Below are 15,118 nucleotides of genomic sequence, written 5' to 3' on the forward strand. Positions count from 1 at the left end.
TCAGACGAGAGCCAGACCCACCACGGTGACGTCGTCGGTGCCGGCCGGGTCGAGCCCGGTGAACACCGCGTCCACGACCTCCTGCGGCCCGCCCGCTCCACCGGCCACCACCGCGCGCACCATCTCCAGGCCCTCCGGCAGCGGCCGGTCCCGGCGCTCGACCAGGCCGTCGCTGTAGAGCAGCAGCCGGTCGCCGGCGTCCAGACGCATGGTCACCTGCGGGTAGTCGGCGACGTCGAGCAGGCCCAGGGCGGGGCCGCGACCGTCGGTGACCAGCCGCGCGGTGCCGTGGCCGGCGTGCACGGCCGGCAGGTGCCCGGCGCTGGCCAGCGCCAGCTCGCCGGTGGCCGGGTCCAGCTGCACGACGACGGCGGTGGCCATCTCCCCCGGCAGCAGCGCGGCGACCAGCCGGTTGAGCTCCGCCAGCGCCGCACCCGGGCCCTCGTCGCGCAGCAGCGCCGCGCGCAGGGCGTGCCGCAGCTGGGCGGTGACCGAGGCGGCGGTCAGCCCGTGCCCGGCAGCGTCGCCGAGCACCACCGCGAGCCGGCCGCTGGGCAGCGGCACGAGGTCGTACCAGTCGCCGCCGACGACGTCGGCCTCGCTGGGCCGGTACCGCGCGCCGAGCGCGACGCCGGGGACCTCGGGCAGGCCGTCGAGCAGCAGGGTGCGCTGCAGCGCGGCGGAGAGCCGGTCGTCCTCGCCGGCGCGGGCGAGCACCGCCTCGCCGAGGTGGCCGGCCAGCGCGCGGGCGGCGCCCACCTCGTGCTCCCGCCACGGGCGGGCCGTGCCGCGGACGGTCTCGGTCCAGCGGGCGAACGACCACCGGGGCGAGAGCCGCCCGCCGGTGACCTTCGAGGTGCGCGGGTCCCCGCCCCAGCTCACCTCGCGCGGCGTCTCGGGACGGAACCACGCGAGGTAGTCACCGCGCCCGCCGCCGACCTCGACGGCGAGCACGCCGCTGGCGTCGTCGGCGACGTCGTCGAAGCCGGGAAGCGTCAGGGTCAGCCGGTCGGTGGCCCCGCCGGCGCGCAGCACCGCGGGGACGACGGCGGCGACCCGCCCGGCCGGCGGCGTGCTGCCGAGCAGGTGCAGCCGGCCGTCCAGGCGCACCGCGGCCCCGGTGGCGGGCAGCAGGTCGAGCACCGTGAGGTCGCCGTCGACCAACGCGGCCGCGGGCGTGCGCGGCGTGCGGCCGATCGCGGCCACCAGCTCGGCCTCCCGCTGCGCGACGGCCACCACCCCGTCGCGCTCGGCGGCCCCGACGGTGGTGTGCAGCAGCAGCGAGGCGGTGCGGCCGAGGAACTCCGCGGCGGTGCGGTCGGCATGGGAGGGACGGTGCGCGCCGCTGTAGCCGTGGCAGGAGATCAGGCCCCAGAGCCGGCCGCGGTCGATCAGCGAGACCGACATCGACGCGGTGACGCCCATGTTCGCCAGGTACTCCAGGTGCACCGGGGAGACGCTGCGCAGCATCACGCCGGAGAGGTCCAGCGGGCGGCCGGTGCCGGGGACCAGCGGCGGCTCGAGGGGCACCGGCGTGTACGTGGCGTCGGGGATGAGCCGCATCCAGTTGGTGGCGTACAGCGCGCGGGCCTGGGCGGGGATGTCGCCGGCGGGGTAGTGCAGGCCGAGGAACGGCTCGAGGTCGTCGCGCCGGTCCTCGGCGACCACCTCGCCGTTCCACTCGGCGTCGAAGCGGTAGACCATCACCCGGTCGAAGCCGGTCAGCGCGCGGACCTCGCGGGCGAGGACGGCGGTCAGGCCCTCGAGCGTCGTGGGCGCCGACAGCCGCTGCAGCACGGTGGGCAGCCGCCGGTGCCAGGCCGCGCCCGCCTGCTCCGCACCGGCCACCGGCTCCCACTCGGTGACCAGCAGGCCGCCGCTGCGGGAGAGCACCAGGTCCAGCTCGGCGCCGCCGGGCGCCACCCGCAGCGGCTCGGCCTCGGCGAGGTCGCCGGCCAGGGCGGCGCGCAGCCGGTCGAGCTCGGCGGGGGTCAGCAGGTCGGCCAGGGTCGCGCCGGTGGGGTCGGTCCCGAGGGCCTCGGCGGCGTTGGCCGAGGCGACGACGACGGTGAGGTCGGACTCGGAGACGGCGAGCAGCGCGCCGTGCGGCTGGATCGCGCCGGGGACCGCGATCGGCTCCTCGGCGCAGCGGGCGAGGGCCTCCTCGTCGACCGTGCGGCGGAGGGGGTCGGGCGCCGGGGACGGCGGGCGTCTGGCCGGGATCGTCGGCTGCGTCATCGCGGCCGACCCTACGACCCGACCTCGCCGTCGGTCAGGGTCGCGGACTCCACGACGGGCACCAGGCGCTGCAGTTCGAGCAGGTCGATGATCAGCCGGACCGGCACGTTCCCCCGCGGGCAGACGACCTGCAGCGCGGTGCCGGCCTCGGCGGCCCGCTTGGCGGTGTGGACCAGGTGCCGGGCACCGGAGGAGTCGAGGAACGCGGTGTCGGTCAGGTCGATGACCAGCGACCGCGGACCCGGTGCCAGCGCGTCGTCGACGTACGCGGCGAGGAGCGGCACCGTCGAGAGGTCCAGTTCACCGCGTACCCTCAGCACCGGCAGGCCGTTGACCGCGCCACGGGCCACGGCGAACAGCACGGTTGGGCTCCTTGCCGACGCGGTACGGACCGGGGAAGCGTAACGCGGTGGTCCGTAGGGGGATCCTGGCATGGACATCTCGTTCACCGTGCGGTTGCCCGTCGACGTCAGCAGCGTCCCCTTCGTCCGTGGCCTGTGCCGCCAGGCGCTGGAGCACCTGCAGGTCGACCGGCCGGTGATCGAGGAGACGACGCTGGCGCTCACCGAGGCCTGCGCGAACGTCGTCCAGCACAGCGGGGAGCACGCCGAGTACGAGGTGTCGGTGACCATCCACGACGACCTGTGCCGCATCACCGTGGTCGACGACGGGACCGGCTCCGACCGTGCGGAGGCCGCCGCCCGGTCGGATCCGGACGGCGACGGCGGGGCGGGCCTGCGCCTGATGCAGGCCCTCGTCGACTCGCTCGACTTCCGCCGCGACGCAGAGGGCCGGCACCGGATGAGCCTGGAGAAGCGGCTCTCCTCGCGCCCACCCCTGCGACTGCTCGGCCACAGCTGAACCCTCAGGCGTCGAGCGGGTTGGCGTGGGCCCGCTCGGCGAAGCCGGTGGCCACGAACCGCCCGGCGAGCGAGTCGGGCTTGCGGCGGGCCTGGTCGGTGAAGCAGGCGACGAACTCGTCGATGAGCCCGAGCCGCGGGTACCGGGCGAGGACGCCGGCGCGCAGGTCCGCGGGCCAGGCGTCCGGGTCGCGCCCGGAGATGTCCAGGCCGGTGGCCAGCTCCAGCAGGTGCCCCTCCGGGTCGGCCCCGACGTCGACCTCCGGCGCCATGTGCGCGACGACGATGTCCGCGACCCGCCTCCGGCGCTCGACCGGCCAGCCCGCGCCCGCGGCGAACACCCAGCCGACCGCACCGCCGGCGTCCTCGAACGGCACGGTCGCGCTGTCGAAGACCGGCGTCAGGCCGAGGTCGTGGACCATCGCCGAGACGAACAGCAGCTCGGCGTCGAAGTCGATGCCGTGCCGGGCGGCGTGGTCGGCGGCCCACAGGTAGGAGCGCAGGCAGTGGTTCACCAGGGCCGGGGAGCTGAACTCCTGCACCACCTCGCGGGCGAGGCGGCAGGCGGGGGTGTCGGGCAGCGCGGGCAGGGAGACGGTCACGGACGGCGAGTGTGCCGCCGTCCGTGCCCCCTCCCCCACCTCCCGCGCGTCCTGGCAGGTCCGTTGCGGAACCCGGCAGGGACGACGGGGTCAGGACGCCTGGAGCGCCTTGACCTGCTCGATGAGCCCGCCGGCGCAGGCGTCGATGAAGCCGTCGGGGTCCGGCCCGGCGTTCTGCAGCACGATGTGGTCGAACCCGGCGTCGACGTAGGGCTGCACCTGCTGCAGGTGCTTCTCGGCGTCCGGCCCGCAGGAGAACTGCTGGCGGATGTCGTCGGGCTTCACCGTCGCGCTGGCGGCGTCGAAGTTGACCGGGTTGGGCAGCTCGCTCATCACCTTCCAGCCGGTGAGCGCCCAGCGGCTGGTCTCCAGCGCGGCCTGGACGGCGGCCTCCTCGTCGGTCGCCCACGCCATCGGCACCTCGGCGTAGCGCGGGCCGGCGCCGCCGGCCGCGGTGTAGGCCTCGACCAGGTCGCTGCGCGGCTCGGTGGCGAACAGGCCGTCGCCTTCCTCGGCGGCCAGCGTGGAGGCGTTGTGCCCGCCGCTGGCGACGGCGATGACCGGCAGCTGGTCGGGCAGGTCGAAGACGCGGGCGTCCTCGAGCTGCAGGTGCTTGCCCTCGTAGGTCTGGTAACCGCCCTGCCAGAGCAGCTTGATGATCTGCAGCGCCTCGGTGAGCATCTGGTGCCGCACGTGCACGGCCGGCCAGCCCTGGCCCACGACGTGCTCGTTGAGCCGCTCACCGGAGCCGACGCCGAGGGTGAAGCGGTTGCCGGAGAGGATCTGCACGGTCGCCGCGGCCTGGGCGATGACCGCGGGGTGGTACCGGATCATCGGGCAGGTCACGCCGGTGGCCAGACCGATCCGCTCGGTCTTCGCGGCCATCGCACCGAGCATCGACCAGGTGAAGCCGCTGTGCCCCTGGTTGTCCAGCCACGGGTGGAAGTGGTCGCTGAGCTCGACGAAGTCGAAGCCCGCCTCCTCGGCCCGGACCGTCTGCCGGACGATCTCCTCGGGCGGGAAGGCCTCGGTGGCGAGCTTCAGTCCGACCTGCATGTCCTCGTCCTCACTGCTGGGTTCCCGGTCGCACCGGGGCTGCCCGTGGCCCGCGGAACGGAAACGGCACGCCGGGGTCCACCCGGCGGCGCGCGGGTAATGCGGTCGCGTCGCGCGAGCCGAGCGCGTTGACTGCCCCGGCCTCCCGTCAGCGGCGGGGACCGGGCCCTGCACCACAGAAGCGAAAGGACCATGGAGAAGATCAGCGAGCGCCTGCTCAGCTGGGCGTCGATCCTCGAGGACTCGACCCGCGAGCAGGCCGAGCGCACCGCCTCGCTCCCGTTCATCCACCCGCACGTGGCGCTCATGCCCGACGCGCACCTGGGCCTCGGCGCGACCGTCGGCTCGGTCATCCCGACCGACGGCGCGATCATCCCGGCCGCGGTCGGGGTGGACATCGGCTGCGGGATGATGGCCGTCCGCACCCAGTTCACCGGCGACGACGTCCGCGGCCGGAACCTGTCCACGCTGCACGAGCAGGTCTACCGCGCGATCCCGCTGTCGGCCGGCCGCTACAACAAGAAGGTGCGCGAGACGGCGGCAGCACGCGTCGAGGAGCTGCGGAGCCTGCCCGGCGCGGCGCAGGCCGACGGGGTCGCGCCGAACTGGCCGCAGCAGCTCGGCTCGCTGGGCTCGGGCAACCACTTCATCGAGGTCTCCCTCGACGAGGCCGACCGGGTGTGGCTGTTCCTGCACTCGGGCTCCCGCGGCGTGGGCAACAAGCTGGCCACCAAGCACATCCGGATCGCGCAGGAGCGCACCCGGGCGCGCGGCGTCGAGGTCCCCGACCGGGACCTCGCCTACCTCGAGGAGGGCGAGCCGCAGTTCGACTCCTACGTCGAGGCGCTGCGCTGGGCACAGCGGTTCGCCGCGCTCAACCGCGAGGAGATGATGGACCGGGTCGCCGACCAGGTGTCGCGCTTCCTCGCCGAGGAGGTGCACCGGGCGCAGGTCGTCCAGTGCCACCACAACTACACCGAGCGGGAGACGCACGACGGCCGCGAGGTGTGGCTGTCCCGCAAGGGGGCCATCTCCGCGCGCACCGGCCAGTGGGGGCTCATCCCGGGCTCGATGGGCGCCGCGTCCTACGTGGTCGTCGGCAAGGGCGACGCCGCGGCGCTGATGTCGGCGCCGCACGGCGCCGGGCGAGCGTTCTCCCGGTCGGCCGCCCGCAAGCGGTTCAGCCGGGCCGACCTCGACCGGCGGATGCAGGGCATTGCCTGGGGCCGCTCGGACGCCTTCCTCGACGAGCACCCCAATGCGTACAAGAGCATCGACGTCGTCATGGCCGACGCCGCCGACCTGGTCGAGGTGCGGCACACGCTGCGCCAGGTGGTGAACGTCAAGGGCGACTAGTGCCTCCGCCACGCTCGTGCTCTGCCCACAGGGGTGGGCAGAGCACGAGCTCGCCGGACCCTTCCCCGTGGGGCGGCCGGGGAGGACAGTCGCCGCGTGGACGTCGAGTCGCTGCGCTACGTCCTGACCCTCCGCCGCCCGCTGGTGGCGGCCTTCCGGGAGGCGGCCACCGCAGTCGCCGGCTGACCGGATCCTTGCCGATCCGGCGGATGATCCGGCCGGTCCCCCGGTGGTGGAGTGGCGCTGAGGAGCCGGCGCCGAGGCCGGCTCCCGACGTCGGGGAGGTCCCGGTCATGGCCCAGCAGCGCACCCTCGTCACCGGCGGGCACGTCGTCTCGATGGACCCCGCGATCGGCGACCTGCCGGTCGGGGACGTGCTCGTCGAGGACGGCGTGATCGTCGCCGTCGCCCCGGCGGTCCCGGCCGGCGACGCGGAGGTCGTCGACGCGACCGGGCACGTCGTCCTGCCCGGGCTGATCGACACCCACCGGCACACCTGGCAGTCGGTCGTCCGCGGCATCTGTGCCGACTGGACGCTCGGCGACTACTACTTCGGCATCCGGCTGGCGATCTCCCCGGCGATGACGCCCGAGGACGTGCGGCTCGGCCAGCTGGTCGGCGGTGCCGACGCCCTCAACGCCGGGGTCACGACGCTGCTGGACTTCTCGCACACCAACAACACCCCCGACCACTTCGACGCCGCGGTGACCGGGATCCGCGAGTCCGGTGTCCGGGCGGCGCACTGCCACGGCTTCTTCGAGAGCCGCCCCGCCGAGCCGCGGTTCGGCACGCACGCCGACCGGGTCCGCGACTTCGCCCGGCTGGCCGAGCGGCACTTCCCGGGCCGCGACGGGCTGGTCACGCTCGGCGTCTCGCTGAGCGAGGTGTTCGGCCAGCCGTGGCAGCAGACGGTCGAGGAGCTGACCCTGGCCCGCGAGTACGGCGCGCTGGTGGTCAACCACACCGGCTGCGTGTGGGGCAGCTGCGTGACCGGCGGCATCCGCGAGCTCGACGCCGCCGGCCTGCTCGGCCCCGACATCGTGCACGTGCACTGCAACACCCTCGACGACGACGAGTGGACGGCGCTGGCCCGCAGCGGCGGCAAGGTGTCCATCTCGGTGGAGACCGAGCTCAACATGGGCATGGGCCGCCCGGTGTTCGAGCGCTGCCGCCGGCACGGGCTGGCGCCGACGCTGTCGGCCGACGTCATCTCGCTCAACAGCGGCGACCTGTGGCACCAGATGCGCTTCGGCCTCGGCTTCGACCGCTGGGACGCCACGCACGCGGACAACCTCGCCGGCCGGATGCCCGAGACCGTGACGACGACCGCCCGCGACGCGCTCACCTGGACGACGGTCAACGCCGCCGACGCGATGGGCATGGGTGACCGCATCGGCTCGCTCACCCCGGGCAAGCGCGCCGACCTCGTGCTGGTGGGCGGCCCGTCGTTCGAGACGTCGCCGCGGCCGGACGTCGTCGGCTCGCTGGTCTTCCAGACGACGGTCGCCGACGTGCGGACGGTCCTGGTGGACGGCCGGGTGGTCAAGCAGGACGGGGTGCTCGTCGACCACGACCTGCGGGCGCTCACCCGGCAGGCCGAGGCCGCGTGCGAAGGGGTGCTGCAGCGGGTGGCCGACAACGGCCAGACGCTGCCCGGCACCCCCGGGAACGGGTGGGAGCTGATGGAGCCACTGTTCCAGGCCAACCGCCCGCAACCGGCCGCGCCGGCCGCCAGGTCCTAGGGTCCGCGTCATGGCGGAGCGGACGGTCAGGACGGTGCTCACCGGCGGCGGCTTCTTCGAGGGCCCGCGCTGGCACGACGGCACGTGGTGGGTGTCGGACTTCTACCGGCACACGGTCAGCCGGGTGAGCGCCGACGGGCAGGAGACCGTGCAGTTCGAGGTGCCCGGGCAGCCCTCGGGCATGGGCTGGCTGCCCGACGGCTCGCTGGTCGTCGTCTCGATGAAGACCCACGAGGTGCTGCGCTGGGACGGCTCGTCGCTGTCGACGTACGCCGACCTGTCGGAGCACTGCGGCGGGCACCTCAACGACCTCGTCGTCGACGCGGCCGGGCACGTGTTCGCGGGCGACTTCGGCTACGACCTCATGGGCGGCGGCGCCGTCTCCACCGCGTCGCTGAAGCGGATCGACCCCGACGGCAGCGTGTCGGTGGCCGCCGAGGGGCTGCAGTTCCCCAACGGCTCGGTGATCACCCCCGACGGCGGCACGCTGGTCGTCGGGGAGACCCTCGGCAACCGTTACACCGCCTTCGACCTGGCGCCCGACGGGTCGCTGACCGACCGCCGCGTGTGGGCGTCGCTCGGGCCGGAGGTCACGGGCGCGACGACCGAGGAGGTGCTCGGCCAGCTCGCCGTCGCCCCGGACGGCTGCGCCCTCGACGCCGACGGCTGCATCTGGGCGGCCGACGCCGTCGGCGGGCGGGTGGTGCGGGTGGCGGAGGGCGGCGAGGTCGTCGACGCCGTCGCCGCACCCGGGGACCTGGGCGTGTACGCCTGCATGCTCGGCGGCGAGGACGGCCGGACGCTGCTGATGTGCGCCGCGCCGGACTTCTACGAGCACAACCGCGTGCCGGTGCGCGAGGCGGTGCTGCTGGCCACCGAGGTCGAGGTCCCGCACGCCGGCCTGCCGTGAGCCGTGCCGGGGCGGGTGGCGGCTATCCGGGCCGGCCGCGCCCGCCGGGGGTACGCCGCTGCGACATGTCGTAGCTGGCGACCAGCTCGAGCAGGAAGTCCGACGCCGCCTGGGCCACGGCGGGGACCTCGTCGGCGGGGGTGTCGCGCAGCACTTCGATGAGGACGTCGTGGTGCACCCGGACGACCTCCAGGAGGCTGATGTCCGCGGCGAGCGCGGCACGCCCCAGCTGGTAGCCGGCGGCGAGCGCCGACTCCTCAGGGCGGCCCAGGTGGCGGAGGAAGGCCGCCCGGTGGTCGCGGTGGAGGTCGTCGATGGTGGTCACCGGGCCGGGCCGATCGACGCGCCGGCCGTCGCGGCGAGGTGGGTCAGTCCCTCCTCCAGGTCCAGCGCCGTCACCAGGGACCCGGTGTCCATGCCGAGCTGGACGATGACGAAGGCGACGTCGGGCTGGATGCCGACGACGACCGTCTGCGCGCCCCGCAGCCGGGCCATCTCGGCGATGCCGCGCAGGGTGCGGGTGGCGAAGGAGTCGACGACGTCGAGCGCCGCGACGTCGATGATGACGCCCTTGGCGCGGTCGCGGCCGATCCGGTCGATCAGGTCCTCCCGGAACCGCTCCAGCTGCGAGTCGTCCAGGGCGGTGTGGATGGAGGCGATCAGGATGGAGCCCTGCCGCAGGATGGAGAACAGCCGTGGACCGGACGTCATGGCATCGGCGCCCCGTCCGGGCGTGACGGCGCGTAGCCCAGCATCCGCTCGGCCTCCTCGAGGCCGCCCTGCAGGTCGCCGATCGTGGCCATCTTGCTGAGGTCGACACCGATGGTGACCAGGGTCTGGGCGATGTCCGGCGACAGCCCGGTGATGATCACGCTGGCGCCCATCAGCCGGGACGCGTCGACGGTCTGCACGAGGTGGTTGGCCACCGTCTCGTCCATGCCGGGCACCCCGGTGATGTCGATGACGACGACCTTGGCGCGGTGCGTGCGGATGCCGCCGAGCAGCTGCACGGTCAGCTGCCGGGCGCGCTCGCGGTCGAGGACCCCGATGATCGGCAGGATCAGCAGCCGCTCGCGGACGGGCAGCACCGGCGTCGACAGCTCCCGGATGGAGTCCTGCTGCTGCCGGATGACCCGCTCGCGCTCGTCGACGAAGCTGACCGCGACGGTGTTGGCGATGCGGTTGGCGGCCGGCTCGTAGGCGTCCAGGACCCGGTTGAGCATGCCGAAGTCGCGCTGGTACTTCTCGAACAGCGAGCGGGCGAGCACGTCGCGCAGCAGCAGCACGATGCCGACGACCTCGTGGGTCTCCACGCCCCGCGGGATGATCCGCTCGGAGAGGTCCCGGGCGTACTGCTGCAGCGCCGCCACGCTGCCGGTCTCCAGCACCTCCACGTAGTTGTCGTAGACCGAGGTGGTCTCGGCCGACATCTCCTGGCTGGTCATGGCCTGCAGCAGGTTCTCCTCCCGGATGCGGGACACCCACTCCTGGCGGAGCTTCGTGCGGTGCTCGCGCAGGTGCGCGACGAGCTCGGGGAGGAGGGCCTCCTCGTCCCCGTCCAACGGCCGCGGCGCCTCGCTCCGGGCCACCCCGCGCGGGCCCTCGTCGTGCGTGCCGGTCATCGCTCTCCCACCCACTTCGTCATCGTCACGGTCGTGCCGCGACCCACCTCGGACACGATCGCGAACTCGTCCATGAGCCGCCGGGCGCCGGGCAGTCCCAGCCCGAGCCCGTCGTACGTGCTGTAGCCGTCGCGCAGGGCCCGGTCGACGTCGGGGATCCCCGGGCCGACGTCCCGCGCGACGATGCGGATGCCCCGCCGCGGTTCCTCCAGGACCTCGATCACGACCTCACCGGCGTCGGCGAACTTGACGATGTTGCGGGTCACCTCGGACACGGCGGTGGCGATCGCGGTCAGGTCGGTCGGAGGGAAGCCGACGCCGGACGCAACCTCGCGGGCGGCCGAGCGGGCGGCGACGACGTCGGCGTCGGACTGCACGGGGACGCGCACGTCGGCCTCGCGGGCCCGGCCCCGCCCCATCAGGGGTTCGCTGAGCCGGGCGCAGAGGTCGCACTCGAGCAGGTGCCGGGCGGCGTCGACCTCGCGCTGCCGGCGGCGGTCGCCGCCGGAGATCGCCAGCAGCACCGGCCGGCACCGGTCGGTGGGGGGCTCGGTCCGCTCGACGGCGAGCAGGTACTCCACCCGCAGCCGCGCGCGGGTCCGGTTGAGCTGGGCGGCCACCGCGCCTGCCGTGGACCCCAGCTCCGCCGCCAGCGACCGGGTGTCCTGCCCGGAGACCTCGTGGGCGAGCAGGGTGGCGCGCTCGCGGTCGGTCAGCCGGGTCAGGGCCTCGGCGACCGCCTGCCGGTCCTCCTGCACGAGGACGTCCTCGTCCGGCGCCTCCGGCGGCCGGAGGTCGACGACCCGGTGCTGGTTGCGTCGCTGGCGGTCCTGGTCCCGCCAGAGCGAGGCGACGACGTTGCGCGCCGTCACGATGGCGTAGGGCTCGAGCATCCCCGGCTCCACCCGCCCCGACGCGGCGAGCACCCGGGTCAGCGTCTCCTGCACGAGGTCGTCCGCGGTCGCCCGGTCCGGGACCCGGGAGGCGACGATCCGCCGGACGAGGGGGATCAGCGCCGTGATCTCGGCGGGCGACGGCCGGTCCCGGGAGGAGTCGGCCCGCCCCGCGGCGGCCATGGCGGAAAGCTACGCCGCGCGCTCCCGCCGCGCCTCCCCTCCCGTTCCCGTTCTCCGGGGGGAAGCGCCTGCTCAGCACCGCGGCGCGGTCGGCGGCCGGCGGACGGGCCGCACCCCGAGCCCCGCGAGGATCCGCGCGCCCCGGCGCCGGCGCTCGCGGGCACGCTCGCGCAGCAGGTCTCCCAGCACCGGGTTGGCCGACGCCGCGGCGCGGCGCTCGAGGAGCTGCGCCGCGGCCAGGTGGGTCGCCGCCCGGCGGAGTGCCTCCACGTGCTCCAGCCGCTCCTGCGGCTGCCGGGGGGCCGGGACCCCGGGGGCCACCGCCCGGTCCGCACTCGTCCTGCTCGTCGTCATGGCGCGTCTCGCCTCCCTCGGTCCCCCCGCACCGGTGACGACGCCGTGCAGGGGCCGGGATGACGCGCCGCGCCGGGACGCCTGCCCGGGTGCTCGCGCGGAGTGCGACGCGAGGCGGACGCACGTGGCGCCGGTGCATGACGCGGAGGTCCCGCGCCTCCTCCGGCCACGGACCCCGGCCCGCCGCGGGACCGGCCCGCCGCCCGGGGCCGGCTCCGCGTCATGTGGACCGGACCGGCGCCTCTTCAGTCCGTGGGCCGGTGCCGCCCCCGATGCCCCTGCCCCCGGGAAGGGACGGCACCGGTCCGCGTGCGCGACCCCGGCGCGAGACCGGCACGGTGTCGTCAGGGGCAGGTCTCCTCGAGCTTGACGACACCGAGGTCGATCGCGCCCTCGACGTCGCCGGTGACCCGCTGGCCAGGGGCGATGTTCTGGTCGCAGACCTGCCAGTTGGAGTCGACGAGCTGGTTGCGGGTGCCGAGCAGGTCGTGGGACAGGCTCAGGAAGACACCGTTGGTCTGGATCAGGTCCTGCGCGTCCTGCAGGTTCATGCCGACCACCGACGGCATGGCGAAGTCGACGACCGGCGCCGGCGGCGGGGGCGGAGCGGTCGTGGTGCTCGGGGTGACTGCCGGCGGCGGCGTGCTGGCGACGGGCGGGAGGACCGGCTGGGTGCTGGGGGTCGCCGTCACGGTCTGCGTGACCGTGGTGGTGGCGGCCGCGGCCGGCGTCCCCTCGTCGTCCCCGCCCTTCAGCGCCGAGCCGATGGCCCCCACCACGAGGACCAGGGCGAGCACGGCGAACCAGGGACGCAGGTAGACCGGCGTCCCCTTCTTCAGGGTCGTGAGCGGCGGAGAGCCGGGCGGCTGGCCCTGCGGCAGGTACCAGGGCTGGCCGGTCGGGTTGCCGGGAGGCGGCTGGGTCATGGGGACACCCCGTCGTGCGGGAGGGACTCGCGCGCCGGCGGGGCGGTACTGCCCGGCGCCGGTGCCGCGAGAGGAACGGCGGGAGCCTCACACGCCCACGCGCCGCCGTCCGGGACATCCGGCACGGCGTCGTCCCGAAGTGGTCACGGCGCACCCCAGCCACCCCAGCGACCCCGGACGCACCGCGGCCCCCGTCCCGGGGTGGGACGGGGGCCGCGGTCGGTGCTGCGGGGTCAGTAGCTGCGACCGGACGGTCGCGTGCCGCCGCCCTTGTTCTTCGACTGGTAGTCGCGGATGAACTGCTTGATCTTGGCCTGGTTCTGGGGCTTCCGGAGCTCCTGGACGACCTTCGCGGCAACGCCCGAGGCGATGACGTTCCTCAACATGCCCATGGGGTGGTCCCTCCTCTCGACTGGTGCAACGGGTGCCCTGACAACGGGCGGGTCAACCGTCCTGATCCCGTCGACCTGCGGTCCACGCGTGGCGGGCCGGTGACGGGGAGTGCGGGCGCACCGCCTCGTCCTTTCTCGTCGGACCCGGCGTGTCCGCCCCGGTGGGGTGGCGCCCGGGCGCCGCTGACCTCGCTGTCTGAGGTGGTGACGCTGGCGAGTCGGATCCGGGGCTCGTGTCAAATCGGCGCGTCGGGCTCGGGCGTGGCGCCGCGTCGGGCCGGTTGAGCGCTCCAGCACCCCTCCTTACCGTCGTCGCCGACCGGCCAGGGCCTTCGTCACCTCCCGCGTGACACCCGCCGGACGCCGCCGAACCGGGTGCCGGCACCCAGCCGCACCCGGACCGGGGACCCACCGCAGCACTGGGGTGAAGCGCGACTCGTCGCGCCGGGCGACTCCCCCGTCCGAACCCGTCAGCTAACTCGGTAGGCGGTCGTGGAGAACAGGAGAACCGTCGTCGATGACGACTGCACGCACGTCCACCGCTCGTCGCTCGTTCCGCGGCATCGCCGTCGCGGCCGTCGCCGGAGCCGGCATCGCTCTGTCCCCCCTGCCGGCCTCGGCCGCTGTGGGTGCCGGCGGTGTCGGGACCGTGGCCGCCGCACCGGCGCCAGCTCCCAACGGCGCGGCTCAGATCGCCGTCGACACCGCGCTGGCCCAGCGCGGTGACATGTACGTGTACGGCGCGACCGGCCCCAACACGTTCGACTGCTCCGGGCTGACCAGCTACGCCTACAAGGCCGCCGGCATCACGATCCCGCGCACCTCGAAGGCGCAGTCGACGTTCGGCACCCCGGTGGCGAAGTCCGACCTCAAGCCCGGCGACCTGGTGTTCTTCTACAGCCCGGTGTCGCACGTGGGCATGTACATCGGCAACGGCCAGATGGTCCACGCCTCGACCGCCGGCAAGCCGGTGGCCGTGGTCAACCTGGACTCGATGCCGAGCTACGCGGGCGCCCGCCGCGTCGCCTGATCCACGGCTGCGACGGCGCCCCGGCCCTGGCGGCCGGGGCGCCGTCGTGTCAGGTGGGCAGTGACTTCCGGCGGCAAGCCCGTACTGCGGGATGCCGCACCGCGACTCGACGCATCGCCGTACCGGAACGGTCTACCTGTACGCCGAAGTGGCCCCTGACCTGGCCTTTCAGGTTGATCACCGCGTCTTGAGCGACTAGACTCCGTACATGTGTTCGGGTGGCCTTGTAAGCGGGGACGTCCTCGACGACGTCGCCGTGCTGGTCGCCGAGCGCAACCGGATCGACGCCACCCTCGCCCGCCGTGTGCGTGCCGCGGAGCTGGCGCAAGCGCCGGAGCGCGACGGGCTGAAGTCGATGGCGTCGTGGCTGCGCGGGCACTGCCGGCTGTCGGCTGCGGAGGCCTCCCGACTCGTCCGGAACGGGCGGGCACTGGAGCACCTGCCCGCCTTGGGCGAGGCGCACGACGCCGGGTTGGTGTCGGCCGAGCAGGTCGCCGTCGCCGCCCGGGCGGTCACCCCGGAACGACTGGCCGCGGCCGCCGCCCAGGGCATCGACCTGGCGGAGATCGACGCGGTCCTCACCGGGGTCGCCGTCGAGCAGGACCACGCCGCGCTGGTCCGCGTCGTCCAGCATTACCTCAACGACCTGGACCCCGACGGCTCCGAGCCGGACCCGACCGAGGGCCGCTCCCTCACCCTGTCGAAGCACGCCGACGGCGCGTTGAGCATCCGCGGTCAGCTCGACCCCGTGGGTGGCGAGAAGCTGCAGGCAGCGCTGGAGTCGCTCGTCCAGACCGACCGGCCCGCCGGTGACGAGCGCACCCGCGCCCAGCGCCTCGGCGACGCGCTCGTCCAGCTCGCCGACAATGCGCTGGCCGCCGGAGCGCTGCCGACGCTGCGGGGACACAGGCCGCAGGTCGCGGTGGTGGTGAAGCTGCAGGACCTGGCCGACCC

General features: G+C 74.5%; 17 protein-coding genes and 1 riboswitch. Of the genes, 6 read left to right on the forward strand and 11 right to left on the reverse strand.

Translation table 11 applies throughout. The features are described 5' to 3' along the window. On the reverse strand, positions 1-2,238 hold the full coding sequence (locus BM414_RS20415; protein WP_093582386.1) for a SpoIIE family protein phosphatase: 2,238 nt from the start codon (positions 2,236-2,238) through the stop codon (positions 1-3). Between the two features lie 11 nt (positions 2,239-2,249). Next, positions 2,250-2,600, reverse strand: a complete 351-nt coding sequence (locus BM414_RS20420; RefSeq protein WP_217644838.1) for an STAS domain-containing protein — start codon at positions 2,598-2,600, stop codon at positions 2,250-2,252. Positions 2,601-2,670: 70 nt separating this feature from the next. Between BM414_RS20420 and BM414_RS20425 the strand changes: the two genes are divergently transcribed. Continuing rightward, positions 2,671-3,099: an ATP-binding protein gene (locus BM414_RS20425; RefSeq protein ID WP_093582389.1), complete on the forward strand. Its 429-nt coding sequence runs from the start codon at positions 2,671-2,673 to the stop codon at positions 3,097-3,099. A 4-nt stretch (positions 3,100-3,103) separates the two neighbouring features. Here the strand turns inward: BM414_RS20425 and BM414_RS20430 are convergent, their stop codons facing one another. Continuing rightward, positions 3,104-3,700, reverse strand: coding sequence for an HD domain-containing protein (locus tag BM414_RS20430; protein WP_093582391.1), 597 nt, complete (start codon positions 3,698-3,700; stop codon positions 3,104-3,106). Positions 3,701-3,790: 90 nt separating this feature from the next. Then, positions 3,791-4,756 carry a TIGR03557 family F420-dependent LLM class oxidoreductase gene (locus tag BM414_RS20435; protein WP_093582393.1) on the reverse strand — a complete coding sequence of 322 codons (966 nt, stop codon included), beginning with the start codon at positions 4,754-4,756 and terminating at the stop codon, positions 3,791-3,793. Positions 4,757-4,948: 192 nt separating this feature from the next. On the opposite strand from BM414_RS20435, the gene BM414_RS20440 reads away from it, so the two are divergent. From BM414_RS20440 to BM414_RS20450, 3 genes are all read left to right on the forward strand, one after another. Next, positions 4,949-6,112, forward strand: a complete 1,164-nt coding sequence (locus BM414_RS20440) for an RtcB family protein (protein ID WP_093582395.1) — start codon at positions 4,949-4,951, stop codon at positions 6,110-6,112. 293 nt (positions 6,113-6,405) lie between these two features. Beyond that, the gene (locus BM414_RS20445; RefSeq protein WP_093582397.1) at positions 6,406-7,854 is read left to right on the forward strand and encodes an amidohydrolase family protein; all 1,449 of its coding nucleotides are present in this window, start codon (positions 6,406-6,408) and stop codon (positions 7,852-7,854) included. Positions 7,855-7,864: 10 nt separating this feature from the next. Continuing rightward, a complete protein-coding gene (locus tag BM414_RS20450; protein WP_093582399.1) occupies positions 7,865-8,764 on the forward strand; it encodes an SMP-30/gluconolactonase/LRE family protein in 900 nt (299 codons plus the stop codon). Between the two features lie 22 nt (positions 8,765-8,786). On the opposite strand, the gene BM414_RS20455 is transcribed toward BM414_RS20450, so the two are convergent. From BM414_RS20455 to BM414_RS29555, 7 genes are all read right to left on the reverse strand, one after another. After that, positions 8,787-9,089, reverse strand: a complete 303-nt coding sequence (locus BM414_RS20455) for a phosphatase RsbU N-terminal domain-containing protein (RefSeq protein ID WP_093582401.1) — start codon at positions 9,087-9,089, stop codon at positions 8,787-8,789. After that, entirely contained in the window at positions 9,086-9,475 is a 390-nt protein-coding gene (locus BM414_RS20460; protein ID WP_093582403.1) for an STAS domain-containing protein, read from the reverse strand. Before BM414_RS20460 ends, BM414_RS20455 begins: the two co-directional genes overlap by 4 nt. Further along, positions 9,472-10,386 (reverse strand): STAS domain-containing protein, encoded by a 915-nt coding sequence (locus BM414_RS20465; protein WP_093582404.1) that lies wholly within the window; start codon positions 10,384-10,386, stop codon positions 9,472-9,474. Before BM414_RS20465 ends, BM414_RS20460 begins: the two co-directional genes overlap by 4 nt. After that, positions 10,383-11,462 (reverse strand): sigma-70 family RNA polymerase sigma factor, encoded by a 1,080-nt coding sequence (locus tag BM414_RS20470; RefSeq protein WP_093582406.1) that lies wholly within the window; start codon positions 11,460-11,462, stop codon positions 10,383-10,385. The genes BM414_RS20465 and BM414_RS20470 overlap by 4 nt, the downstream gene beginning before the upstream one ends. A 72-nt stretch (positions 11,463-11,534) precedes the next feature. Next, positions 11,535-11,816, reverse strand: a complete 282-nt coding sequence (locus tag BM414_RS20475) for a hypothetical protein (protein ID WP_139245964.1) — start codon at positions 11,814-11,816, stop codon at positions 11,535-11,537. Positions 11,817-12,160: 344 nt separating this feature from the next. Further along, positions 12,161-12,742, reverse strand: a complete 582-nt coding sequence (locus BM414_RS20480) for a PASTA domain-containing protein (protein ID WP_093582410.1) — start codon at positions 12,740-12,742, stop codon at positions 12,161-12,163. Positions 12,743-12,975: 233 nt separating this feature from the next. Beyond that, the gene (locus BM414_RS29555; protein ID WP_175551709.1) at positions 12,976-13,134 is read right to left on the reverse strand and encodes a hypothetical protein; all 159 of its coding nucleotides are present in this window, start codon (positions 13,132-13,134) and stop codon (positions 12,976-12,978) included. Between the two features lie 372 nt (positions 13,135-13,506). Beyond that, positions 13,507-13,639: riboswitch (cyclic di-AMP (ydaO/yuaA leader) on the forward strand. A gap of 12 nt (positions 13,640-13,651) precedes the next feature. Between BM414_RS29555 and BM414_RS20485 the strand changes: the two genes are divergently transcribed. Both BM414_RS20485 and BM414_RS20490 read left to right on the forward strand, forming a co-directional pair. Then, positions 13,652-14,164 carry a C40 family peptidase gene (locus BM414_RS20485; protein WP_093582412.1) on the forward strand — a complete coding sequence of 171 codons (513 nt, stop codon included), beginning with the start codon at positions 13,652-13,654 and terminating at the stop codon, positions 14,162-14,164. Between the two features lie 208 nt (positions 14,165-14,372). Continuing rightward, the coding region (locus tag BM414_RS20490) for a DUF222 domain-containing protein (protein ID WP_139245965.1) at positions 14,373-15,118 on the forward strand (746 nt) is incomplete at its 3' end.

Source organism: Geodermatophilus amargosae (assembly GCF_900116515.1).
GTDB classification, from domain to species: Bacteria; Actinomycetota; Actinomycetes; order Mycobacteriales; family Geodermatophilaceae; genus Geodermatophilus; species Geodermatophilus amargosae.

What these genes read in the sequence shown, in the direction of transcription:
- BM414_RS20415 (WP_093582386.1), bottom strand. Translation starts at nt 2,238, where the DNA reads ATGACGCAGCCGACGATCCCGGCCAGACGCCCGCCGTCCCCGGCGCCC.
- BM414_RS20425 (WP_093582389.1), top strand. Translation starts at nt 2,671, where the DNA reads ATGGACATCTCGTTCACCGTGCGGTTGCCCGTCGACGTCAGCAGCGTC.
- BM414_RS20435 (WP_093582393.1), bottom strand. Translation starts at nt 4,756, where the DNA reads ATGCAGGTCGGACTGAAGCTCGCCACCGAGGCCTTCCCGCCCGAGGAG.
- BM414_RS20440 (WP_093582395.1), top strand. Translation starts at nt 4,949, where the DNA reads ATGGAGAAGATCAGCGAGCGCCTGCTCAGCTGGGCGTCGATCCTCGAG.
- BM414_RS20445 (WP_093582397.1), top strand. Translation starts at nt 6,406, where the DNA reads ATGGCCCAGCAGCGCACCCTCGTCACCGGCGGGCACGTCGTCTCGATG.
- BM414_RS20450 (WP_093582399.1), top strand. Translation starts at nt 7,865, where the DNA reads ATGGCGGAGCGGACGGTCAGGACGGTGCTCACCGGCGGCGGCTTCTTC.
- BM414_RS20460 (WP_093582403.1), bottom strand. Translation starts at nt 9,475, where the DNA reads ATGACGTCCGGTCCACGGCTGTTCTCCATCCTGCGGCAGGGCTCCATC.
- BM414_RS20465 (WP_093582404.1), bottom strand. Translation starts at nt 10,386, where the DNA reads ATGACCGGCACGCACGACGAGGGCCCGCGCGGGGTGGCCCGGAGCGAG.
- BM414_RS20470 (WP_093582406.1), bottom strand. Translation starts at nt 11,462, where the DNA reads ATGGCCGCCGCGGGGCGGGCCGACTCCTCCCGGGACCGGCCGTCGCCC.
- BM414_RS20475 (WP_139245964.1), bottom strand. Translation starts at nt 11,816, where the DNA reads ATGACGACGAGCAGGACGAGTGCGGACCGGGCGGTGGCCCCCGGGGTC.
- BM414_RS20480 (WP_093582410.1), bottom strand. Translation starts at nt 12,742, where the DNA reads ATGACCCAGCCGCCTCCCGGCAACCCGACCGGCCAGCCCTGGTACCTG.
- BM414_RS29555 (WP_175551709.1), bottom strand. Translation starts at nt 13,134, where the DNA reads ATGGGCATGTTGAGGAACGTCATCGCCTCGGGCGTTGCCGCGAAGGTC.
- BM414_RS20485 (WP_093582412.1), top strand. Translation starts at nt 13,652, where the DNA reads ATGACGACTGCACGCACGTCCACCGCTCGTCGCTCGTTCCGCGGCATC.